The organism is Streptomyces rimosus subsp. rimosus, assembly GCF_000720725.1.
Taxonomy (GTDB): domain Bacteria; phylum Actinomycetota; class Actinomycetes; order Streptomycetales; family Streptomycetaceae; genus Streptomyces; species Streptomyces rimosus_A.
The window spans coordinates 46,260-69,155 of sequence record NZ_JOCQ01000037.1; the positions used below are offsets into that span (position 1 = coordinate 46,260).

18 protein-coding genes and 1 riboswitch are annotated in these 22,896 nt (G+C 72.9%); of the genes, 10 read left to right on the plus strand and 8 right to left on the minus strand.

The window, feature by feature from the left end; all coding sequences use genetic code 11:
- The first annotated feature begins 24 nt into the window (after positions 1–24).
- Positions 25–197: riboswitch (cobalamin riboswitch) on the plus strand.
- Between the two features lie 211 nt (positions 198–408).
- Genes IH45_RS0120125 through IH45_RS0120145 form a run of 5 tightly spaced genes read left to right on the plus strand, consistent with a single transcriptional unit; the run spans position 409 to position 6,047 of the window.
- The gene (locus IH45_RS0120125) at positions 409–1,908 is read left to right on the plus strand and encodes a CoA-acylating methylmalonate-semialdehyde dehydrogenase (protein WP_030669913.1); all 1,500 of its coding nucleotides are present in this window, start codon (positions 409–411) and stop codon (positions 1,906–1,908) included.
- Positions 1,909–1,922: 14 nt separating this feature from the next.
- Complete coding sequence (locus tag IH45_RS0120130; RefSeq protein WP_050514996.1) at positions 1,923–3,122, plus strand: acyl-CoA dehydrogenase family protein; 1,200 nt, start codon at positions 1,923–1,925, stop codon at positions 3,120–3,122.
- Positions 3,119–4,279, plus strand: a complete 1,161-nt coding sequence (locus IH45_RS0120135; protein WP_234440602.1) for an enoyl-CoA hydratase/isomerase family protein — start codon at positions 3,119–3,121, stop codon at positions 4,277–4,279. The genes IH45_RS0120130 and IH45_RS0120135 overlap by 4 nt, the downstream gene beginning before the upstream one ends.
- Positions 4,276–5,244: a 3-hydroxyisobutyrate dehydrogenase gene (mmsB, locus tag IH45_RS0120140; protein WP_267885141.1), complete on the plus strand. Its 969-nt coding sequence runs from the start codon at positions 4,276–4,278 to the stop codon at positions 5,242–5,244. Before IH45_RS0120135 ends, mmsB begins: the two co-directional genes overlap by 4 nt.
- Positions 5,241–6,047: an enoyl-CoA hydratase gene (locus tag IH45_RS0120145; protein ID WP_030669923.1), complete on the plus strand. Its 807-nt coding sequence runs from the start codon at positions 5,241–5,243 to the stop codon at positions 6,045–6,047. The genes mmsB and IH45_RS0120145 overlap by 4 nt, the downstream gene beginning before the upstream one ends.
- A gap of 33 nt (positions 6,048–6,080) precedes the next feature.
- On the opposite strand, the gene IH45_RS0120150 is transcribed toward IH45_RS0120145, so the two are convergent.
- Positions 6,081–7,220 (minus strand): acyl-CoA dehydrogenase family protein, encoded by a 1,140-nt coding sequence (locus IH45_RS0120150; protein WP_030669926.1) that lies wholly within the window; start codon positions 7,218–7,220, stop codon positions 6,081–6,083.
- Between the two features lie 315 nt (positions 7,221–7,535).
- Between IH45_RS0120150 and IH45_RS0120155 the strand changes: the two genes are divergently transcribed.
- Both IH45_RS0120155 and IH45_RS0120160 read left to right on the plus strand, forming a co-directional pair.
- Positions 7,536–9,161, plus strand: a complete 1,626-nt coding sequence (locus IH45_RS0120155; RefSeq protein ID WP_030669930.1) for an AMP-binding protein — start codon at positions 7,536–7,538, stop codon at positions 9,159–9,161.
- A gap of 160 nt (positions 9,162–9,321) precedes the next feature.
- Positions 9,322–10,191 carry a PaaX family transcriptional regulator gene (locus IH45_RS0120160; RefSeq protein WP_030669934.1) on the plus strand — a complete coding sequence of 290 codons (870 nt, stop codon included), beginning with the start codon at positions 9,322–9,324 and terminating at the stop codon, positions 10,189–10,191.
- A 9-nt stretch (positions 10,192–10,200) separates the two neighbouring features.
- On the opposite strand, the gene IH45_RS01000000143810 is transcribed toward IH45_RS0120160, so the two are convergent.
- Positions 10,201–10,965 (minus strand): HAD family hydrolase, encoded by a 765-nt coding sequence (locus IH45_RS01000000143810; RefSeq protein WP_050514997.1) that lies wholly within the window; start codon positions 10,963–10,965, stop codon positions 10,201–10,203.
- Positions 10,966–11,427: 462 nt separating this feature from the next.
- Between IH45_RS01000000143810 and IH45_RS0120170 the strand changes: the two genes are divergently transcribed.
- A complete protein-coding gene (locus IH45_RS0120170) occupies positions 11,428–12,111 on the plus strand; it encodes a TetR/AcrR family transcriptional regulator (protein ID WP_078897672.1) in 684 nt (227 codons plus the stop codon).
- On the opposite strand, the gene IH45_RS0120175 is transcribed toward IH45_RS0120170, so the two are convergent.
- On the minus strand, positions 12,081–13,160 hold the full coding sequence (locus tag IH45_RS0120175; RefSeq protein ID WP_050514999.1) for an MDR family NADP-dependent oxidoreductase: 1,080 nt from the start codon (positions 13,158–13,160) through the stop codon (positions 12,081–12,083). The two genes, IH45_RS0120170 and IH45_RS0120175, sit on opposite strands and share 31 nt — an antisense overlap.
- Positions 13,161–13,358: 198 nt before the next feature.
- Between IH45_RS0120175 and IH45_RS0120180 the strand changes: the two genes are divergently transcribed.
- Together IH45_RS0120180 and IH45_RS0120185 are read left to right on the plus strand one after the other, a co-directional pair.
- The gene (locus IH45_RS0120180; protein ID WP_234440603.1) at positions 13,359–13,955 is read left to right on the plus strand and encodes a ScbR family autoregulator-binding transcription factor; all 597 of its coding nucleotides are present in this window, start codon (positions 13,359–13,361) and stop codon (positions 13,953–13,955) included.
- Positions 13,956–14,214: 259 nt separating this feature from the next.
- Entirely contained in the window at positions 14,215–15,201 is a 987-nt protein-coding gene (locus IH45_RS0120185; protein WP_030669950.1) for a ScbA/BarX family gamma-butyrolactone biosynthesis protein, read from the plus strand.
- A 225-nt stretch (positions 15,202–15,426) separates the two neighbouring features.
- Here the strand turns inward: IH45_RS0120185 and IH45_RS0120190 are convergent, their stop codons facing one another.
- From IH45_RS0120190 to IH45_RS0120210, 5 genes are all read right to left on the minus strand, one after another.
- A complete protein-coding gene (locus tag IH45_RS0120190) occupies positions 15,427–17,733 on the minus strand; it encodes a bifunctional salicylyl-CoA 5-hydroxylase/oxidoreductase (RefSeq protein WP_030669953.1) in 2,307 nt (768 codons plus the stop codon).
- Positions 17,734–17,735: 2 nt separating this feature from the next.
- Positions 17,736–18,563 carry an enoyl-CoA hydratase family protein gene (locus IH45_RS0120195; protein WP_030669956.1) on the minus strand — a complete coding sequence of 276 codons (828 nt, stop codon included), beginning with the start codon at positions 18,561–18,563 and terminating at the stop codon, positions 17,736–17,738.
- 153 nt (positions 18,564–18,716) lie between these two features.
- Positions 18,717–20,180, minus strand: a complete 1,464-nt coding sequence (locus tag IH45_RS0120200; RefSeq protein ID WP_030669959.1) for an amino acid permease — start codon at positions 20,178–20,180, stop codon at positions 18,717–18,719.
- A 225-nt stretch (positions 20,181–20,405) separates the two neighbouring features.
- A complete protein-coding gene (argF, locus tag IH45_RS0120205; RefSeq protein WP_030669962.1) occupies positions 20,406–21,410 on the minus strand; it encodes an ornithine carbamoyltransferase in 1,005 nt (334 codons plus the stop codon).
- A gap of 134 nt (positions 21,411–21,544) precedes the next feature.
- Positions 21,545–22,768 (minus strand): arginine deiminase, encoded by a 1,224-nt coding sequence (locus IH45_RS0120210; RefSeq protein ID WP_030669965.1) that lies wholly within the window; start codon positions 22,766–22,768, stop codon positions 21,545–21,547.
- Between the last annotated feature and the right edge of the window lie 128 nt (positions 22,769–22,896).

Below are 22,896 nucleotides of genomic sequence, written 5' to 3' on the forward strand. Positions count from 1 at the left end.
CTTACTAGGACGTCCAACTATATGTTCGTGGGCACGGCCCGCGGTGCAGGGAAGCCGGTGCGAATCCGGTGCGGTCCCGCCACTGTGACCGGGGAGTGCGACGTCGAGCAGGACGCCACTGACGTGAACGCGTCGGGAAGGCGGGCGGCGCGCGGTGATCCGGAAGCCAGGATACCGGCCGCGGGTGTTGTTCCGTGTTGTCCACGAGGATGGAGCAGACACGCATGGCACCGGTGCGTACCCACAGCCCAGGTGATCCGGCCCGGCCCGCGGCACCGCCCGCGGACTGACGGTTCCACGTCCACGCCTTTCGCGTCCCACGGCCCCGCCGCCCACCGCGCGTCATCCGCGCCGCCCGCGTGCCGAGCCGTGCCATCCCCGGATCTCACCTGACGAGAGCAGGCTCCCATGGTCCGAGAACTGACCCATTTCATCGGCGGCAAGCACACACCGGGAACATCGGGTGCTCACGGCGATGTGTACGACCCCAACACCGGCACCGTGCAGGCGCGCGTCCCGCTCGCGGACCGGGCCGAGACGACGGCCGCGGTGGCCGACGCGGCGGCGGCCCAGCCGGCGTGGGGCGAGTGGAACCCGCAGCGGCGCGCCCGGGTGCTGCTGAACTTCCTGCGCCTGGTCGAGGGCGAGCGGGAGTCGCTGGCCCGGCTGCTGTCGAGCGAGCACGGCAAGACGGTCCCGGACGCGCACGGCGACCTCCAGCGCGGCCTGGAGGTGGTGGAGTTCGCCGCCGGCATCCCGCACCTGCTCAAGGGCGAGTTCACCGACAACGCCGGTACCGGCATCGACGTGCACTCACTGCGCCGCCCCATCGGCGTGGTCGCCGGGATCACCCCGTTCAACTTCCCCGCGATGATCCCGCTGTGGAAGGCCGCACCGGCCCTCGCCTGCGGCAACGCGTTCGTGCTGAAGCCGTCCGAGCGGGCGCCGTCGGTGCCGCTGCGGCTGGCCGAGCTGTTCCTGGAGGCGGGGCTGCCGCCCGGCGTCCTCAACGTCGTGCACGGCGGCAAGGAGTCGGTGGACACGCTGCTGGCGGACCCGCGCGTCGAGGCGCTGGGCTTCGTCGGCTCGACACCGGTCGCCGCGCACATCTACGCGACCGCCGCGGCGCACGGCAAGCGCGCCCAGTGCTTCGGCGGCGCCAAGAACCATCTGATCGTGATGCCGGACGCCGACCTCGACCAGGCGGTGGACGCACTGGTCGGCGCCGGGTACGGGTCGGCGGGCGAGCGCTGCATGGCGGTGTCGGTCGCCGTACCGGTGGGCGAGGAGACGGCCGACGCGCTGGTGGCGCGGCTCAAGGAGCGGATCGGCGCGCTGCGCATCGGCCGCTCCGACGACCCGCACGCCGACTTCGGGCCGCTGGTCGGGCGGGACGCGCTGGACCGGGTCCGCGCGTACGTGGACCTCGGCGTCACGGAGGGCGCGGAACTGGTGGTGGACGGGCGGGACTTCACCCTGCCCGGCCACGAGGACGGCTTCTTCGCGGGCGCCTCGCTGTTCGACCGGGTCACCCCGGACATGCGGATCTATCAGGAGGAGATCTTCGGTCCGGTGCTGTCGGTGGTGCGGGCCGCGGACTACGAGGAGGCGCTGCGGCTGCCCACGGAGCACCCGTACGGCAACGGCGTGGCGATCTTCACCCGGGACGGGGACACCGCGCGGGACTTCAGCCGCCGGGTGAACACCGGCATGGTCGGCGTCAACGTGCCGATCCCGGTGCCGGTCGCGTACCACACCTTCGGCGGCTGGAAGCGGTCCGGCTTCGGCGACCTGAACCAGCACGGCCCGGACGCCATCCGCTTCTACACCCGTACCAAGACCGTCACCTCGCGCTGGCCCTCCGGGGTCAAGGAGGGCGCGAGCTTCACCATCCCGACGATGGGCTGAGCGCGATGAGTGTCATGACCACCGCCGCCACGGCCGCCTCGCTCACCCCGGACCAGCTCGCCATCATGGAGACGACGCTGGACTTCGCACAGGAGCACATCGCGCCGCACGCCGTGGCCTGGGACCAGGACAAGCACTTCCCCGTGGACGTGCTGCGCAGGGCCGCCGCGCTGGGGCTCGGCGGGATCTACGTACGGGAGCGGTCCGGCGGCTCCGCGCTGAGCCGGGCGGACGGCGTACTCGTCTTCGAAGTGCTGGCCACCGCCTGCCCGTCCATCGCGGGCTACCTGTCCATCCACAACATGGTCGCCTGGATGATCGACCGGTACGGCGACGAGGCGCAGCGCGCCCGCTGGCTGCCCGGCCTGTGCTCGATGGCGGACCTGGGCAGCTACTGCCTCACCGAGCCGGGCGCCGGGTCCGACGCGGCGGCCCTGCGCACCCGCGCGGTGCGCGACGGCGACGACTACGTCCTCACCGGCGTCAAACAGTTCATCTCCGGTGCTGGGACCTCGCGGGTGTACGTGGTGATGGCCCGTACCGGCGAGGAGGGGCCGGGCGGCATCTCGGCATTCGTCGTCGAACGGGACGACCCGGGGCTGTCGTTCGGCCCCAACGAGAAGAAGATGGGCTGGAACGCGCAGCCCACCCGGCAGGTGATCCTGGACGAGGTGCGCGTCCCGGCGGACCGGCGGCTCGGCGCGGAAGGCGACGGCTTCCGGATCGCGATGAGCGGCCTGAACGGCGGCCGGCTCGGCATCGCCGCCTGCTCCCTCGGCGGCGGGCAGAGCGCCCTGCACGCGGCGCAGGCGTACCTCGCGGACCGGGAGGCGTTCGGCGGACGGCTGCTGGACGCGCAGGCGCTGCAGTTCCGGCTCGCCGACATGGCGACGGAGCTGGCCGCCGCCCGCGCGCTGGTGCGGCAGGCCGCCGAGGCGCTGGACCGGGGCGATCCGCAGGCGCCGCAGCTGTGCGCGATGGCCAAGCGGTTCGCCACCGACACGGGCTACTCCGTCGCCGACCGCGCGCTGCAGCTGCACGGCGGCTACGGCTACCTGAGTGAATACGGCATGGAGAAGATCGTCCGCGATCTTCGCGTCCATCAGATCCTGGAAGGGACGAACGAGATCATGCGTCTGATCGTGGCCCGCGGGCTGACCGGAGCGGAGGCCGGCGGCAGCCGCGCCAAGGCCGGAACGGGGGCCGCCCGATGACCGGCGACCGCACCCGTGAGGGCTCCGTGCCCGACGAGCCGGTACGCGACGGCTCCGCACCGGACTCCGCACCCGACGGGCCCGAGGCCCCCGCCGCCTCCGTACTCCAGCGGACCGAAGGCCGCGCGGCATACCTCACGCTCAACCGGCCCAAGGCCCTCAACGCCCTCGACCACACCATGGTGCGCCGGATCGACGCGGCGCTGGCCGCGTGGGAGCACGACCCCGCGGTCGAAACCGTCGTGATCAGCGGCGCCGGTGAGCGCGGGCTGTGCGCGGGCGGCGACATCCGCGCCATCCACGCGGACGCGCGGTCCGGCGGCGGCGCGGCGTCCGCGGCGTTCTGGCACGACGAGTACCGGCTCAACGCCCGTATCGCACGCTTCCCCAAGCCGTACGTCGCCGTCATGGACGGCATCGTGATGGGCGGCGGCGTCGGCGTCTCGGCACACGGCAGTGTGCGGATCGTCACCGAGCGGTCCAAGGTCGCGATGCCCGAGACCGGCATCGGCTTCGTACCGGACGTCGGCGGTACGTACCTGCTGGCGCTCGCGCCCGGCGAACTGGGCACCCACCTGGCGCTGACCGGCGCGCCGGTGGGGGCCGGGGACGCGCTGCTGTGCGGGCTCGCCGACCACTTCGTCCCGTCCGGGCAGGTGGCGCGCCTGACCGCGGACCTGGCCACCGCCCCGGTACCCGAGGTACTGCCGCGATACGTACAGGAGGCACCCGAGGGCGAACTGGCGGCCCACCGCGAGTGGATCGACCACTGCTACGCGGCGGGCACCGTCGAGGAGATCGTGGACCGGCTGCTCGGCAGCGGCGTCCCGGAGGCCAAGGAGGCCGCCGAGACGATCCTCGCCAAGTCGCCCACCTCGTTGAAGGTGACCCTGGCCGCGCTGCGCCGGGCCCGCGATCTGGGGCCGCTGGAGCGCGTCCTGGACCAGGAGTACCGCGTCTCGTGCGCGGCGCTGTCCGCTCCGGACCTGGTCGAGGGCATCCGCGCCCAGGTGATCGACAAGGACCGTACGCCGCGCTGGTCCCCCGCCACCCTCGCCGAGGTCACGGACGAGGACGTGGCCCGCTTCTTCGCGCCGCTCGGCGACGACGAGCTGGGGCTCGCCGACGGTGCCGGTACGCAGGAGGTGCCCTGGTGAGCGCGGAGACACGGCGCGGGGCCGACGAGGCCCTCGCGATCGCCTTCATCGGACTCGGCAACATGGGCGGCCCGATGGCGGCCAACCTGGTCAAGGCCGGCCACCGGGTGACCGGTTTCGATCTCGTACCGGAGGCGCTGGCGACGGCCGCCGAGGCTGGTGTCGGGCCCGCCGCCTCGGCGACCGCGGCAGCGGCGGACGCGGACGTGGTGATCACCATGCTGCCCGCCGGACGTCATGTCCTGGCCCTCTACGAGGACGGCGGGCTGCTCGCCGCGGCCCGCCCCGGCACCCTCTTCCTCGACTGCTCCACCATCGACGTGGCCGACGCCCGCGCCGCCCACGAGGCCGCCGTACGCGCAGGTCACCAGTGCCTGGACGCGCCGGTCTCGGGCGGCGTGGTGGGTGCCGAGGCGGCCACGCTGACGTTCATGGCGGGCGGCGGAGTGGCCGAGTTCGCACGGGCCGAGCCGCTGCTCGCGGCGATGGGCAAGAAGGCCGTGCACTGCGGTGCGGCGGGCGCCGGGCAGGCCGCGAAGATCTGCAACAACATGATCCTCGGCATCTCGATGATCGGGGTCAGCGAGGCGTTCGTCCTCGGCGAGAGCCTGGGTCTGTCCCACCAGGCCCTGTACGACGTGGCCTCCACCGCGAGCGGGCAGTGCTGGGCACTGAGCGTCAACTGTCCGGTGCCGGGCCCGGTGCCGGGCAGCCCCGCCAACCACGACTACCGGCCCGGCTTCGCGGCACCGCTGATGGCCAAGGACCTGGGCCTGGCCGCGAACGCGGTCCGCGCGGGCCGCGTACAGGCCGAACTCGGCTTGCGCGCCGCCGAGTTGTACGCAACATACGCCGAGCACGAGGGTGCGGCGGAGGACTTCTCCGGCATCGTCCGCACGATCCGGCAACGGTCCGGCGGCGCACCGCAGGCCCAGCACACCGAACAGAACGGAACCCCCGCATGACCGACACCAGCCCGGCCGCCGCCAAGGCTCAGCCGTACGAGACGATCCTCGTCGAACGCACCGGCCGCACCGCCACGCTCACCCTCAACCGCCCCAAGGCGCTCAACGCCCTCAACCTCCAGCTGATGAACGAGGTCGTGGCGGCGACCGCGGAGCTGGACCGCGACCCGGACATCGGCTGCATCGTCATCACCGGCTCGCCGAAGGCGTTCGCGGCCGGCGCCGACATCAAGGAGATGCGGCCGCAGTCGTACATGGACATGTACCTCAGCGACTGGTTCACCGCCTGGGACCGGCTGGGCGACCTGCGCACCCCGACCGTCGCGGCGGTGGCCGGGCACGCCCTGGGCGGCGGCTGCGAGCTGGCGATGCTCTGCGACATCCTGCTCGCCGCCGACACCGCGGTCTTCGGCCAGCCGGAGATCAAGCTCGGCGTCATCCCCGGCATCGGCGGCTCCCAGCGGCTCACCCGCGCCGTCGGCAAGGCCAAGGCGATGGACCTGTGCCTGACCGGCCGCACCATGGACGCGACAGAGGCCGAACGGGCCGGCCTGGTCTCCCGCATCGTGCCCGCCGCCGACCTCCTGACCGAGGCCCACGCCGTCGCGGAGAAGGTCGCGTCGATGTCCGCACCGGTGGCCATGATGGCCAAGGAGTCCGTCAACCGCGCCTTCGAAACCACCCTCGCCGAGGGCGTCCGCTTCGAACGCCGCCTGTTCCACGCGGTGTTCGCCACCGAGGATCAGAAGGAGGGGATGGCGGCGTTCGTGGAGAAGCGGAAGCCGGAGTTCCGGCATCGCTAGCAGTCGCGGCAGGCCGAGCACGCCTGCACCCGCTCACCCTTCCCGATAGAGCTCCCTCGCGATGATCGACCGCTGCACCTCCGTAGCCCCCTCGTAGATCCGAGGCGCACGGACCTCGCGGTAAAGATGTTCGAGGAGGTGGCCTCGGCGCAGGGCGCGGGCGCCGTGGATCTGGACGGCGGTGTCGACGGCTTGCTGGGCGGTTTCGGTGGCCAGGAGTTTGGCCATGGCGGAGCGCTTGGCGATGTCGGGGGCGCCGCTGTCGTACGCGGTGGCCGCGGCGTGGACGAGGAGGCGGGCGGCCTCGATACGGGTGGCGGTCTCGGCGAGTTGGTGGGAGACGGCCTGGAGGTTCTTGAGGGGGCCGCCGAAGGCGGTGCGGTCGGCGGCGTGGGCGAGGGCGGCGTCCAGGGCCGCCTGGGCCATGCCGACCGCGAAGGCGCCGACGCTCGGCCGGAAGAGGTCGAGGGTGCGCATCGCGACGCCGAAGCCGCGGTCCGGTTCGCCCACCACGTCGTCGCGGGTCACCGGTACGCCGTCGAAGACCAGGGTGCCGATCGGGTGCGGGCTGAGCATGTCCAGCGGGGTGCCGGACAGGCCGGGGCGGTCGGCGGGGACCAGGAAGGCGGTGATGCCGCGGGACCCGGCGCCGCCGCCCGTGCGGGCGAAGACGGTGGCGAAGTCGGCCTCCGGCGCGTTGGAGATCCAGCACTTCTCGCCGGTCAGCCGCCAGCGGCCGGCGTCCGGCGGGCCGTCCGGTTCGGCGGCCAGGGCGAGCGCACCGGCGTCCGAGCCCGCGTCCGGCTCGCTCAGCGCGAAGGCGGCCACCGCGCGGCCCGCGACGACCTCCGGCAGCCAGCGCGCCCGCTGCTTGTCCGTACCGGACTGGACGACCGGGTACGTGCCCAGGCCCTGGAGGGCGAGCGCGGTCTCGGCCTCGGTGGATTCCTGGGCCAGGGATTCCCGCAGCAGGCACAGGTCGAGGGCGCGTACCGGGCCCTCGGCGGGGAACAGGCGGCGCAGCAGGCCCAGTTCGCCCAGGGCAGCGACCAGCGGGCGGTTCACGCGGCCCGGCTCGCCGCGGTCCGCCAGCGGGCGCAGCCGGTCGGCGGTCAGCGTACGCAGCTCGGCGCACCACGCCTGTTCCTGCGGCCCCAGTGCGAATGCGGTCACGGGCGGCTCCCTCGTCTCGGGCCCGGGGCTGCCGGGCGGTTCGCTCGGGCCCGGGGTCACCGGGCGGTTCGCTCGGGTCCGTACGCGCCGTCGGCCACCGTGCCGCGTGCCGGCCGCGCCACCGGACCGTATCGCGCTCTGTTGACTGCCGTCACGAACACGTTACGCTGACGGCGGACCGGCACGGCAGTACCCGGGCGGAACTCGGGGGAACCCTGGGCGAACCCGGGTGGGTTTACCGGCACTTGGCCGGCGCTTCCTGGTCGGCGGCCGGTTCTGCTCGTCCCCACGTCGTCCGCAAGGGGGCACACCGGCATGGAACTGACGCCGTCGGCGCACGCCGACACCTTCGCCCGAGACCACCTGCCCCCGGCCGACCGCTGGCCGCACCTCACGGACCTCGGCTATCCCGACCGGCTCAACTGCGGCACCGAACTGCTCGACGCCACCGCCGAGCGGTGGGGCCACGACCGCCCGGCGTTCCGGGACGCGGCCGGTGCCGTCTGGACGTACGGGGAGCTGCGCGAGCGGGTGAACCGCATCGCGCATGTGCTCACCGACGACCTGGGCGTGCTCCCCGGCCACCGGGTCCTGCTGCGCGGCCCCACCACTCCCCCGCTGGCCGCCTGCTGGCTGGCCGTCATGAAGGCGGGCGCGGTGGCCGTGACCGTGCTGGCCGCGCAGCGCCCGCAGGAGCTGGCCACCATCTGCGGCCTGGCCCGGGTGGGGCATGCGCTGTGTGATGTACGGGTGGTGGACGATCTGGAGGCCGCGGAGGTGCCGGGGCTGCGCATCACCCCGTACGGCGGGGACGGGCCGGACGACCTGCTGCGGCTCGCCGGGGCCAAGCCGGCCGCGTACGAGGCGGTGGCGACCGCGTCCGACGATGTGGCGCTGATCGCCTTCACCTCGGGGACCACCGGGCGGCCCAAGGGCTGTATGCACTTCCACCGCGATGTGCTGGCCATCGCCGACACCTTCTCCGCGCGGGTGCTGCGCCCCACGCCGGACGACGTGTTCGCCGGGAGCCCGCCGCTCGGCTTCACCTTCGGGCTCGGCGGGCTGGTGATCTTCCCGCTGCGGGCCGGCGCCTCGGCGTACCTGGCCGACTGGGGCGGTCCCGAGCGGCTGCTGCGCGACATCGCGCGGCACCGCGTCTCCGTACTGTTCACCGCGCCGACCGCCTACCGGGTGATGCTGCCGAAGCTGGGCGCGCACGACGTCTCCTCGCTGCGGCGCTGTGTCTCGGCGGGCGAGAACCTGCCCGCGGCGACCTGGCGGGAGTGGGAGAAGGCCACCGGGCTGCGCATCATCAACGGCATCGGCGCGACGGAGCTGCTGCACATCTTCATATCGGCCGCCGACGAGCAGGTCCGGCCGGGGACGACGGGGCTGCCGGTGCCCGGCTTCGAGGCGCGGGTGGTCGGTGCGGACGGCCGTCCGGTGCCGGACGGGACGCCGGGGCTGCTGGCGGTGCGCGGCCCGACGGGCTGCCGCTATCTGGCGGACGAGCGGCAGCGGGAGTACGTGCGCGACGGCTGGAACCTGACCGGCGACACCTATGTCCGGGACGCGGACGGCTACTTCAGCTACGTGGCACGGGCGGACGACATGATCATATCGGCCGGGTACAACATCGCCGGGCCGGAGGTCGAGGACGCGCTGCTGCGCCATCCCGATGTCGCCGAGGCGGCGGTGGTCGGGCGGCCCGACGCGGAGCGCGGCCAGGTCGTGGTGGCCCACCTCGTACTGCGGCACGGCGTGCCGGGCGATCCGGAAACGGCCGCGGCGCTGCGCGAGTTCACCAAGGCGGCCATCGCGCCGTACAAGTGCCCGCGCGAGATCGTCTTCCACGACGCGCTGCCCCGCACGCCGACCGGCAAGCTCCAGCGCTTCCGGCTGCGCGGCGGTGGCGCGGGCGGCCCGGACCATACGCCGTGACCGGCCGGGCCGGTGCCGGCGGCCCGGGGTACCGCCGTACCGCGGCCCGGCGGCTGCGGCTACGATCGCGCGCGGGGCGGCCACGGCCCGGCAGCCGTCCGTGCGCGTCCCCGTGGCCGGGCGCCGCGGACCGGAGCACGACAAGGCGGGAAACGACCTCGTGAGCGACCAGTACGCGCAGCGCACGCCGCGGTCCCTGATCGTCACCTTCTACGGCGCGTACGGGCGCGGCGCCGAGGGCGGCACCGACGAAGCGCCGGGCCCGGTGCCGGTCGCCGCGCTGATCCGGCTGCTGGGGGTGCTCGGCGTCGACCCGCCGTCGGTGCGCTCGGCGGTCTCCCGGCTCAAGCGGCGCGGGCTGCTCGTCGCCGCCCGTACGGAATCGGGGGCCGCCGCGTACGGGCTCTCGGAGGCGGCGCGCCAGCTGCTGGACGACGGCGACCGGCGGATCTACGGCCGGCCGGACCCCGGCCCTTCGGACGGCTGGGTCCTGGCCGTCTTCTCGGTGCCCGAACAGGAGCGCCACAAGCGGCACCTGCTGCGCTCCCGACTGGCCCGGCTCGGTTTCGGCACCGCCGCGCCGGGTGTGTGGATCGCCCCGGCCCATCTGTACGACGAGACCCGGCACACCCTGGACCGGCTGCACCTCTCGGCGTACGTGGACCTGTTCACCGGCGCCCACGCGGGCTTCGAGCCGACCGCCGACGCGGTGGCCCGCTGGTGGGACCTGGACGCGATCGCCGCGCGGCACCGCGCCTTCCTCGACGACCACGAACCGGTGCTGCGCCACTGGTCGGGCCGCCGCCCCGTACCCCCCGAGGCGGCGTACCGCGACTACCTGCTGGCGCTGGACGCCTGGCGCCGCCTCCCCTACGCGGACCCCGGCCTGCCCTCTCCCCTCCTGCCCGAGGGCTGGCCGGGCGGCCACGCGGCGGATGTCTTCGGCCGGCTGCACGCCGAACTGCGGGCCGCGGGCGACCGGTTCGTGCGCGGGGCGGTGAACGGGGGCCGGGCGGCGGCCACCGCCTGACGCCGGTGTTCAGCGCTTCCTCGGGTGGGCCGCGGCGGCTGCCATCGGGCGGGGCCGGGCGGCGGCGATGGTGGAGACGACGTCCTTGAAGGAGCCGCACATACGGGTGCCGGCCACCGCCGCCAGCTCGCCGAAGCTGCCCACCCCGTAGGTGACCGCGACCGGCTCCATCCGGGCGGTGACCGCCATCCGCATGTCGCCGACCGTGTCACCGACGTACGCGCTCTCCCAGGGCGGCACGCCCAGGTCGGCGGCGGCCCGCAGCACCATCTCCGGGTGCGGCTTGCCGCGCCGGACCATGTCCTGGGTGACGACCGGGCCGAGCAGGTCGCGGATGCCGAGCACGTCGAGCAGGGCCTCGGCGCTGCGGGTGCCCTTCGAGGTGGCCACGGCCAGCTCGATGCCGTGCGCGCGCAGCGCGGACAGCCCGGCGGCCACACCGGGGAAGAGCAGGCGGGGGCCCTCGCGCAGCACCTCGTACGCGAACAGCTCGCGGTAGCGGCCGATCGCGGCCACCACGGTGTCGTGGTCCTCCGGCATGCCGAGCAGCTTGCCGAAGGCCGGTCCCGGCGGCTTGCCGATGGCGGCGGCGGCCTGCCGGGCGGTGACCGGGCGGCCGTGTTCGGAGGCGACCTTGACCAGCAGCCGGCTGATGGCGGGGAGCGTGTTGGCGAGGGTCCCGTCGAGGTCGAAGACGGCGGCCTTGATGGTCTCGCCGACCGCGGCCCGCGCGGCGCCCCCGGGACGTGGCACGGCTCCCGCTGAATCACGCATTGCTCGACACCTTCCGATTTCCTGATGGGTCCTGTGCAGCTGTGGATCCGGTCGGCGTCCGTGACGCCGCCGGGCGCGGGAAGACGTGCCGGCCGCGCCCGCGCGGACGGCGGGGATCGGGCCGTGGCACACCGGTGTCCGGAAGTGACGTGCCCGCACCGGAGTGACACCTCCGGAAGAAGCACGTTCCATGGTTCGCCTTCGCCGATTTAAAAACCGCCTGCGCTGTTTGTCAATGCGTCCCACGGAGTGGCACCCGGTGCAGCCCAACGCTCCATGTCGGCGCCGGGACGCCGGAACTGACAGGGTGTCGTGCGATCAACAAACTCCCTCACCTCTTCTGCACCACAGAAATACGCGAGCATCACACGTCACTCGTCGGCCCAGTTTTCGAACCGCATGGTTGGTTTTGTATGTAGACTGCGGCGCGTCCACAGCCGGACTACAGACAGGACGGACACTGTGCCGACGCAGCATCGAGCGATACAAAGCCGCCAGGCCCTCATCCGGTCGGCAGCCCAGGCGTTCATCGAGAAGGGCGTGCCCGCCTCGGGAATGGTCGACATCAGCCGTCGCGCCCGGCTGAGCAAGGGAGCCCTCTACTTCCACTTCGCGTCCAAGGACGAGCTCACCCTCGCGGTCCGGGACGAGGCGCTGAGCGCCGTACGCGACCTGGAGAACGAACTGGCCCGCGCGCCGCACCCGGCGGGCGCCGCCGTACGGGACTTCGCGATCGGGCTGCTGGGCCGGGCGGACACGGATGTCGTCGTACGGGCCGGGCTCCAGCTGCGTCCGGAGACCGCGCCGGGGATCGCCCGGCCGGAACTCCAGCAGCACTGGTACGAACTGTTCCTGGCGAAGGCCACGGCCGACCGGGCGGCCGGGAAGCTGCCGCCCGCCGACGACCCCCGGCGCTCCGCGCAGCTGCTGGCCGCACTGGTCGTCGGTCTGCTGCACCTCGGCCAGGAGGACCGGACGTGGTGGGACAAGGACGTGGTCACCGACATATGGACACAGTTGCTGCCCGGCGAGGCGGAGCCGGGAACGGGCGGCGGGCAGGCCGCGTCAAGGGAGGGCGTGCAGGCCGCGTCAGGAGCGGGCGCGCCGGCGCCGGTTCACAGCTCCACCAGGACAGCGCCGGTGTGACGCCCCTGGACCAGCTCGCACAGGGCGCGCGGCGCCTGGTCCAGCCCGTGCAGCCGGGTGTGCGCGAAAACCAGGGAACCGTCCCGTAATCCGCGCCCGAACTCCCCCATCCATTCCCCCGGCAGGTCCGAATGGTCGTAGAGAGAGAAGCCCCGCAGCGTCACCCGGCGGGTCACCACGAGCGAGGAGTCCAGCTCGACCGGCGCCGCCACGCCCGCGCCGTCGCCCAGTTGCCCGGACAGCGCGCCGACCAGCGCGAACCGGGCGCCGGTGCGGGCCACGGCGAGCGCCGCGCGCAGCTGCTCGCCGCCCACGGTGTCCAGCAGGACGTCGATGCCGTCCGGCGCGGCCCGGCGCAGTTGATCCTCGGCCGGGCCGGCTCCGCGGAGCACCACCTCGTCGTAACCGAGCGTCTTCCGGAGGTAGGGAACCTTGTGTGCGGACCCCGTGCTGCCGATGACCCGGGCGGCGCCCAGCCGCTTGGCGATCCGGCCCGCCATGCTGCCGACTCCGCCCGCTGCCCCGGTCACGAACACGGTGTCGCCGGGACCGACCCGGCCGGCCCGGGTCAGCGCGCCCCACGCCGTGGCGCCCTGCGACAGGTGCGCGGCGGGGTCGGGCAGCGCCTGCGGGTCGACGCGGCGTGCCCGCGCCTCCTCGACCACGGCGAACTCCCGCCAGCCGTACGGGTGCACCACCAGGTCACCGGGGGCGAAGCCGCAGGAGGCCCGGACGACCTCGCCGACGGCCGCCCCCCACAGCGCCCGCCCCGGCACGAAGGACGGCATGGGCAGTTCGGCGTCGGTCATCATCGAGCGCATCGCCGCCGTCACGGCCATGAAGCGGTTGCGGACGAGCAGTTGGCCGTCGCCCGCGACGGGCAGCGGCGCCTCGGCGAGCGTGAAGCACTCCGGGCCGAGGGCGCCTCGGGCGCGGGCGGCGAGGCGTACCTCCCGATGCGTGGCGGGGAACGGCGGTACGGCCGGTACGGGAGGGGCGGGCGGGGCGGCGGGGTCGGTCGGCCCGGGTACGGCGGGGGCGTCGGCCAAGACGGGGCTCCTGTCGGGTCGGCGGTTCCGGCAGGACCGGGCGAGGCCCTACCACCAACCGGTTTTCAATACCGCATGGTTGGCTTTTTTAGAGTTTCGAAAATAGACTGACAGACCGGGCTCGTAAGGTTGCCCCAGGCACAACAACTCCCCCCGAGAGCATACGGAGGACGATCGGTGGTCAAGCAGGAACGCGCAGTGCGCACTCGACGTGCCGTCCTCGAGGCGGCGGCCCAGGTCATCGGCACGCGCGGGTACGAAGCGGCCACGATGGCGGAGATCATCCAGCGGGCCGGCGTGACGAAGGGCGCCCTGTACTTTCACTTCGCCTCCAAGGACGCCCTGGCCCGGGCCGTCATCTCGGAACAGACCGATCCGTTCATTCCGCAGGTCAGCGACTCCCGGCTGCAGGACGCCATCGACTTCACGCACCAGGTGGCGGTGGCGCTGCGGGACGACCCGCTGCTCCAGGCCGGCACCCGTATCGCCGTCGAGACGACGTTCAGCGAGGATCCGCTGGTCCCGTACCAGGCCTGGATCGACATCATCACGAAGATGTTCGCGGACGCCCGGGAGAACGGGGAGCTGCTTCCGGCCATCGCGCCGGAGCGGGCCGCGGAGTTCTTCGTCTCGGCCTACATGGGCATCCAGCTCTTCTCGCACGCCGCCAGCAACCGTCACGACCTGCCCGAACGCGTCACGGCCCTGTGGAAGCACATTCTGCCCGGGCTGGCCTCGCCGGGCGCGATGAGCCACCTCGATCCGCACGGCCGCTCGGTGCGGACCGCGGCCTGAGGGCAACTTCCCGCGCCCGGCCGCACGTTGACGTGCGTCCGGCGCGCCGCCATGCTTACCGCGCACCCTCTCCGGGCGAACGGCGCCGCCCGCGTACCGCCGCGCACCACCGGTTCCCCGCTCCACAACCCACGCGTCAAGAAATCCCGTGGAAGCACTGGAAAACAAACCATCCGGTTTGTATCTTAGTCCGCGTTGGTCCGCCGCCGAGGCTCATACCGTCCGAGCGGAGTGAGCCGCCATATGGGAGGGAACTCGCATGGTCAGCGCCACGCTCACCGCGCCGTCCACCGCAGCAGACCGTCGTCCGTTCGCCGGGCGGGAGCACATCAGCCTGTCCGACCTGCCGCCGATGACGACGACCGTGCCCCGGCAGTACGTGCACCGGACCGCGATTTCCGAGGTGTTCCTGACCGACTGGCGCCGTGCGGGGACCGACGCCTGGGTGGTGAGCGCCCAATGGCCGCGGGCGCACAGTTTCTACAGTCCGGTGGACGGTCTGCACGATCCGATGCTGCTGGTCGAGACGATGCGGCAGGCCAGCATCCTGCTCAGCCACGTGGCGCACGGCGTACCCCTGGACCACCCGATCATCTGGCAGGACCTGCGTTATTCACTGGTTCCCGAGGCCCTGCACGTCGCCGGCACGCCCGCCGAGATAGAACTGCACATCACCGACCACGACCTGGTGTACCGCGGCAAGCGGCTGGCCAGCGCCCGGCAGTCGTACCGTGTCCTGCGCGACGGCACCGAGCTGGCCGCCGCCGAGCTGACCTTTTCCTGCCACAGCCCCGCCGTCTACCGCCGCCTGCGCGGTGAATACAGCGACCTGCAGCGTGCCAACGACCGCAAGCTGGAGCCGGCCGAGCCGGTGGCGCCGCCCCTGGTGGCGCGCGACCGCACCGGTGACGTGGTCCTCTCCCCCACCGACCGCGCCGACCGCTGGCAGCTGCGGGTGAACACCGCGCACCCGGTGCTCTTCGACCACCCGGTGGACCACGCGCCCGGCATGCTGATGGTGGAGGCCGCCCGGCAGGCCGCGCACGCCGCCGCGGGCCCCGGTTTCTCGATACCCGCCGAGCTGGACTGCTCCTTCCACCGCTACGCCGAACTGGACGCGCCGTGCTGGGTCGAGGTGGCCGCGGCGGGCCGTGACGCGCGGGACCGCCTCCTCCTGGACATCGACATCCACCAGAACGGCCGGTCCGTTTTCACCGCCCGTACGGCCGGCCAGTCCATTCGCTGAACCGACGCCCGGGGCGGCCCACGACAGGGCGCCCCGGGTTCCGCCCCTTCACTCAGGAGCTCCGCACCGGAGGCGGTGCGACGTCTGCCCTCCGTGCCTCACTTCCCCTTCAGGGAACGGAAGGGAAGCGTCGCTCCGCCTGGTGCCGGGCAAGTGATGTGAAGCAGCGGACGCGCCTGGCTTCACCGGGCCAGGCGCGTCCCCGCGGGCGGTTCGTGCGCCCCCTCACCCCAGCGTCAAGCGCGGCTTCGGTGCGTCCGTGCGGCCGGTGGGCGGGGTGCGGCTGCCCGCCCGGTACGGGAGGGGCCAGGGGGCGCCGGGGCCCGAGTAGTTCTGTTCGGCGGCCGCGTGCAGGGTCCAGTGCGGGTCGTACAGGTGCGGGCGGGCCAGTGCGCACAGGTCGGCGCGGCCCGCCAGGACCAGGGAGTTGACGTCGTCCCAGGAGGAGACGGCGCCCACCGCTATCACCGGGACGCCGAGCCGGTTGCGGATGCGGTCGGCGAACGGGGCCTGGTAGGAACGGCCGTACTCGGGCTGCTCGTCGGGGACGACCTGGCCGGTCGACACGTCGATGGCGGCGGCGCCGTGCGCGGCGAAGGCACGGGCGATCTCCACGGAGTCCTCGGCGGTGGTGCCGCCCTCGGCCCAGTCGGTGGCCGATATCCGGACGGTCATGGGCCGGTCGTCCGGCCAGACGGCGCGTACCGCGTCGAAGACCTCCAGCGGGAAGCGGAGCCGGGCGGCGAGGTCGCCGCCGTACGCGTCGGTGCGGCGGTTGGTGAGCGGGGAGAGGAAGCCGGAGAGCAGGTAGCCGTGGGCGCAGTGCAGTTCGAGGAGGTCGAAGCCGGCGCGGGCGGCGGACCGGGCGGAGCGTACGAACTGGTCGAGGACGGCGGCGAGTTCGGCTTCGGTCAGGGCGTGCGGTATCTGGTTGACGCCGGGGCGGTACGGGAGTGCGGAAGGTGCCACGACCGGCCAGTTGCCCTCCGGCAGCGGCTGGTCGATGCCTTCCCACATGAGGCGGGTGGAGCCCTTGCGGCCGGAGTGCCCGAGCTGGACGCCGATGGCGGTGCCGGGCGACCGCTCGTGCACGAAGTCGGTGACGCGGCGCCAGGCCGTCTCGTGCTCCGGCGCGTACAGGCCGGTGCAGCCGGGGGTGATGCGGCCCTCGGGGCTGACGCAGACCATCTCGGTCATCACCAGCCCGGCGCCACCGAGGGCGCGGGCGCCGAGGTGGACGAGGTGGAAGTCGCCCGGTGTGCCGTCGCCGTCGGCGCTGTACATGTCCATCGGGGAGACGACGACCCGGTTGCGCAGGGTCAGGCCGCCGAGCCGGAAGGGGGTGAACATGGGCGGGGTGCCCGCCGGGACACCGGCTTCCTCCTCGACTGCCGCGACGAAGCCCGGGTCGCGCAGCCGCAGGTTGTCGTGGGTGACCCGGCGGCTGCGGGTGAGCAGGTTGAAGGCGAAGCGGTGGGGTGGCTGACCGACGTACTCGGCCAGGTCCTCGAACCAGGCGAGGCTGGCGCGGGCGGCCCGCTGGGTGGAGGCGACGACGGGCCGCCGCTCGGCCTCGTACGCGGCCAGCGCGTCCGGGAGGGCGGGGTTCTCCTCCAGGCACGCGGCCAGCGCGAGGGCGTCCTCGACGGCCAGTTTGGTGCCGGAGCCGATGGAGAAGTGGGCGGTGTGCGCGGCGTCGCCGAGCAGCACCGTATTGCCGTGCGACCAGCGGTCGTTGACGACGGTGCGGAACGCGATCCAGGCGGAGTTGTTGGAGCGCAGCGGCCGGCCGCTCAGCGCGTCGGAGAAGACCTTGGCGCACCACTCGGCCGACTCGCGCTCGTCGCAGCGGTCCAGTCCGGCCCGGCGCCAGACCTCCTCGCGCATCTCGACGATGACGGTGCTGGCGCCGTCCGGGTTTTCGGGGTCGGAGTCCGCGCGGGTGTACGGATAGCCGTGCAGCTGGACGACGCCGTGCTCGGTCTCGGCGATCTCGAAGCGGAACGCGTCGAAGGCGAAGTCGGCGGCGAGCCAGATGTAGCGGCAGCGGTGGGTGGTCAGGCGCGGGCCGAAGACGTCGGCGTGCGCGGTACGGGTGAGACTGTGCACGCCGTCGGCGGCGATGACCAGGTCGTGGCGCGCGGCCAGTTCGGCGGCGGGCGGGGCTTCGGTGCGGAAGTTCAGCCGTACGCCGAGGGCGCGGCAGCGCTCGTGCAGGACGCGCAGTAGCGTACGGCGGCCGAGGGCGGCGAAGCCGTGGCCGCCGGAGGTCAGGGTGCGCCCGCGGTGCACGATGTCGATGTCGTCCCAGCGCACGAACTCCCGCCGGAGCGCGCGGTGGACCTCGGGGTCGGCGTGCTCGATGCCGCCGAGGGTCTCGTCGGAGAGGACGACGCCGAAGCCGAAGGTGTCGTCGGGCGCGTTGCGTTCCCAGACGGTGATGTCGCGGTCCGGGTCGAGGCGCTTGAGGAGGACGGCCGCGTACAGGCCGCCGGGGCCGCCCCCGATGACGGCCACCTTCCGGGCGCCCACCCTTACTTCCCCTGCCACTTCGGGGGCCGCTTCTCGGTGAAGGCGGCGTGGAATTCGGCGTAGTCGGCGCTGTTCATCAGCAGGGCCTGGGTGGCGGCGTCCATCTCGACGGCGGCGCCCAGCGGCATGTCCAGCTCGGCGGTGAGCAGCGCCTTGGTCTGGGCGTGGGCGAGCGCGGGCCCGGCGGCGAGCCGCTGGGCGAGGATGTGCGCGGCGGTGTCCGCGCGGCCCTCCTCGGCCAGTTCGCCGATCAGGCCGATGCGCTCGGCCTCGGGGGCGCGGACCGGTTCGCCGAGCATCAGCAGCCGGGTGGCGTGGCCGAGGCCGACGACGCGCGGCAGCAGGTAGGCGGCGCCCATGTCGCCGCCGGAGAGGCCGACCTTGGTGAAGAGGAAGGCGAAACGGGCCGAGGGGTCGGCGACGCGGAAGTCGGCGGCCAGGGCGAGGACGGCTCCGGCGCCCGCCGCGACGCCGTGCACCGCGGCGATCACCGGGAACGGGCACTCCCGTACGGCGCGCACGACCTGGCCGGTCATCCGGTTGAAATCCAGCAGTTGCGCGGTGTCCATGGCGAGCGTGGCGCCGATGATCTCCTCGACGTCGCCGCCGGAGCAGAAGCCGCGGCCCTCGCCGCCGAGGACGAGGGCGCGTACGGACCGCTCCCTGGACAGCTCGGCGAGCAGGTCGCGCAGGTCGGCGTAGGCCTCGAAGGTCAGCGCGTTGAGTCGGTCGGGGCGCGCGAGGGTGACGGTGGCGATGCCGTCTTCCCTGGTCACGCGCAGATGCTGCCATGCGTCGGTGGTACGGGCCGAACCTGTGAACGGGCTCATCGGGCCACTGCCCCCTTCAGCCGGACGGCTGGTGCCGGAACGCGATCGCGTTTCGAAGTTATCACCGTTGCGTGACCGTCGTCACGAGTACGCGATAACGCACCGCGGCCTCCGGCGGCTTGTCGCCACCGGAGGCCGCGCCCGGCCGGGGGGTCACACGGTCGCGGGTGCCTCCGCAGGCGCCGCGGTTTCGCCGTCCGGTTCCGTACCGCCCCGCCCGAGCCGGGAGTTCCGCCGGCCGTACAGCGCGTAGACGACCGCGCCGGCCGCGAGGAACACGGCGAACTGGAGCCAGGTCGCCGGGCCCGTGCCGTAGATCAGATAGCCGCAGAAGACGATGCCGAGCAGCGGGGCGAGCGGGAAGAGCGGCACCCGGAAGCGGCGCGGCAGGTCCGGGCGGGTGCGGCGCAGCACCATGACGCTGACGTTGACGACGGCCATCACGGCCAGCGTGCCGATGGTCGTCAGGTTCATCACGACGTCCAGCGGGACCACCGCGGCCGGGACCGCGAAGACCACCGCGACGATCCAGGTGCCCGCGACCGGGGTGGCGGTCTTCGGCGAGATCCGCTCGAAGACGCGCGGAACGAGTCCGTCGCGGGACATCGACATCAGGATCCGCGTCTGCCCGTACATGACGGCCAGCACGACGGAGGCGATGGCGACGACCGCGCCGAAGGCGATCACGCCGCCGCCGACCGCGGAGTGGGTGACCTGGTTGACGACGAGGGACAGCGCGGCGGGCTGGTCGCCCACCCGGTCGGCGGAGAGCGCGCCGATGGCGGACAGCGCGACCACGCCGTAGAGCACGGTGACCACACCGATGCAGATCATGATCGCGACGGGGACGTTCCGGCGCGGGTTCTTCACCTCTTCGCCCGCCGTGGTGATCGCGTCGAAGCCGATGTACGAGAAGAAGGCCACCGAGGCGCCGGAGGTGATGCCGGCGACGCCCTCCGGGGCGAACGGTGTGAGGTTGCCGTCCTCGAAGGCGGTGAAGGCGATGGCGCAGAACAGGACGAGGACCGCCAGCTTGAGCACGGCCATCGCGGCGGTCGCGCGGGCGCTCTCGCGGATGCCGCGCACCAGCAGCACCGCGGCGAGCAGCATCACGACAACGGCGGGGACGTTGACGACGCCGCCGTCGCCGGGCGGGTTCGACAGCGCGGCGGGCAGCTGCCAGCCGGTCAGGCTGTTCAGCAGCTCGTTCAGGTACTGCCCCCAGCCGACCGCGACCGCGGAGACCGAGACGCCGTACTCCAGCAGCAGGCACCAGCCGACGAGGAAGGCGGCGCGCTCGCCGAGGGTGGCGTACGCGTAGGAGTACGAGCTGCCGGACACCGGGATCGCGCCGCCCAGCTCCGCGAAGGAGAAGGCGGTGAAGACGCAGGTCACGGCGGCGAGCACGAAGGAGACGACGACGGCGGGGCCGGACCGGGCGACGGTGTCGGACAGGCCGACGAAGATGCCGGTGCCGACGATGGCGCCGATGCCGAAGCACACGAGCTGGAAGAGCCCCATGGTGCGCTTGAGGCCGTGGCCTTCGAGGTCCGTGCCGGATTCGGCGACGAGGAGGTCGGGGGACTTGACGCGCAGTCCAGAACCTGACGGACGCATGGGGTGGTTCTCTTCTCTGATGGTGCGGTGGTGCGGTGGTGCGGTGCGTGCGGCGGTGGGCCGGGCACGGGGCGAGGTCCGGGACGGTGGGCCGGACGTCGTACGCCGGTTCGATGGTAGCGGTTATGCCTGCATGATCGCTCATTGGCCCGTATAGCCATGCAATACGGGCGCACCGGCCCTTGCGGCGGACGTACCGGACCCGGTCGGGTACGGCGCGGCGCGCTAGCCCGCCATCGTGGCGACCAGGACCGCCTTGATCGTGTGCAGCCGGTTCTCCGCCTCGTCGAAGACGACCGAGTGCGGCGACTCGAAGACCTCGTCCGTGACCTCCAGGGAGGTCAGGCCGTGCCGCTCGTGGATCTCACGGCCGACGGCGGTGCCGAGGTCGTGGAAGGCGGGCAGGCAGTGCAGGAACTTCACGTCCGGGTTGCCGGTGGCGCGCAGCACGTCCATCGTGACGGCGTACCCGCCGAGCAGCGCGATGCGCTCGTCCCAGACCTCCTTGGGCTCGCCCATGGAGACCCAGACGTCGGTCGCGACGAAGTCCGCGCCGCGCACCCCCTCGGCCACGTCCGCGGTGATCGTGACGCGGGCGCCGCTGCGCGCGGCCAGCTCCTCGGCCCGGGCGACGACCTCCTCGTCCGGCCACAGGCCCTCGGGCGCGACGATCCGTACGTCCATGCCGAGCAGCGCGCCGGTGATCAGGTAGGAGTTGCCCATGTTGTAGCGGGCGTCGCCGAGGTAGGCGAAGGCGATCTCCGGCAGCGGGCGGCCGGGCACGTGCTCGCGCATGGTCAGCACGTCGGCGAGCATCTGGGTCGGGTGCCAGCGGTCGGTCAGGCCGTTGAGGACCGGGACGCCGGCGTACCGGGCCAGCTCCTCGACGGCCTCCTGGGAGCTGCCGCGGTACTCGATCGCGTCGTACATCCGGCCGAGCACCCGGGCGGTGTCCTTGACCGACTCCTTGTGCCCGATCTGCGAGGCGGCCGGGTCGAGGTAGGTGGTCGAGGCGCCCTGGTCGGCGGCGGCGACCTCGAAGGCGCAGCGCGTACGGGTGGAGGTCTTCTCGAAGATCAGGGCGATGTTGCGGCCCCGCAGGTGCGCGACCTCCTCGCCCGCGCGCTTGGCGGCCTTCAGCTCGGCCGCCAGGTCGACGAGCCGGCCGAATTCCGCCGCGGTGAAATCCAGCTCCTTGAGGAAGTGGCGGCCCTTGAGGTCCGTCGCCATGGTGGCTCCTAGGTCGCGGCAATCGGTACGACTGGAAGTGTATACGACCATCCGTATCTCTATACAGACCGCCCCGGGCGGCCCGTCCTCCCCGTCCTTCCCCGCCACGAGGGGGCCGGTCCCCTCCCGGGGGCCTATACGGGGTCGCGTTCCACCGGGCAGCTCATGCAGCGCGGGCCTCCCCGGCCCCGGCCCAGCTCGCTGCCCGGAATGGTAATGACCTCGATGCCGCGCTTGCGCAGGAAGGTGTTGGTGGTGACGTTGCGCTCGTAGGCGACCACCACGCCCGGCTCGACGGCCAGCACATTGCACCCGTCGTCCCACTGCTCGCGCTCGGCCGAGTGCACGTCCTGCGTCGCGGTCAGCACCCGGATGCCGTCCAGGCCGAGCGCCGCCGCCATGGCGCGGTGCATGTGCTCCGGCGGATGGTCGGTGACCTTCAGTTCCTGGTCGCCGGAGCCCGGCTCGATCGTGTACGAGCGCAGCATGCCCAGCCCCTCGTACTGGGTGAAGGTCGCGCCGTCGACCATCGTCATCACCGTGTCCAGGTGCATGAACGCCCGCCGCTTGGGCATGTCCAGCGCCACGATGGTGCGCGCCGACCCGGCCGCGAACAGGCCGCGCGCCAGCATCTCGACGGCCTGCGGGGTGGTCCGCTCGCTCATCCCGATCAGGACGGCGCCGTTGCCGAGCACCAGCACGTCGCCGCCCTCGATGGTCGACGGATAGGCCGCCTGCCCCTCCGACCAGACGTTGAAGCCGCCGCCCCGGAACAGCTTGTGGTGCCGGTAGATCGCCTCGTAGTGCACGGTCTCGCGCTGCCGGGCCGGCCAGCGCATGGCGTTGATCGACACCCCGTCGTACACCCACGCCGAGGTGTCGCGGGTGAACAGGTGGTTGGGCAGCGGGCGCAGCACGAAGGCGTCGAGGTCCATCACGTGGAAGCGCACCGAGGTCGGCTCCGGGTGCGCCGCCAGGTACTCCCGCTTGGTCATGCCGCCGACCAGTGCCTCCACCAGCTCCGGGACGGGCAGCGCGTCGAAGACGGCCCGCAGGTGGTCGGTGGCCAGCGGCCCGTACTCCTTCTCGTGGAAGACCCGGTCCAGCACCAGCTCGCGCGCCTCGGGAACCTCCAGGGTCTCGGCCAGCAGGTCCCCGAACAGGTGCACCGCGACGCCCCGGTCCCGGAGGATGTCCGCGAAGGCGTCGTGCTCGGCGCGCGCCCGGCGCACCCACAGCACGTCGTCGAAGAGCAGCGCGTCCTTGTTGGTCGGGGTGAGTCGTTTCAGCTCCAGGTCGGGGCGGTGCAGGATGACGCGGCGCAGCCGCCCGGCCTCGGAGTCGACGTGGAATCCCATGGGGCCATCTTCGCGGTTCGGGGGCCGCGGCGGCCCCTCGAAGAGCGATGACGTTCCGGCGGCACGGCGTCCCGCCCCGGCAAACCAACCTCTGGTGGTCTCCCCAGGCCCGTCGGGCGGGGGTTCTT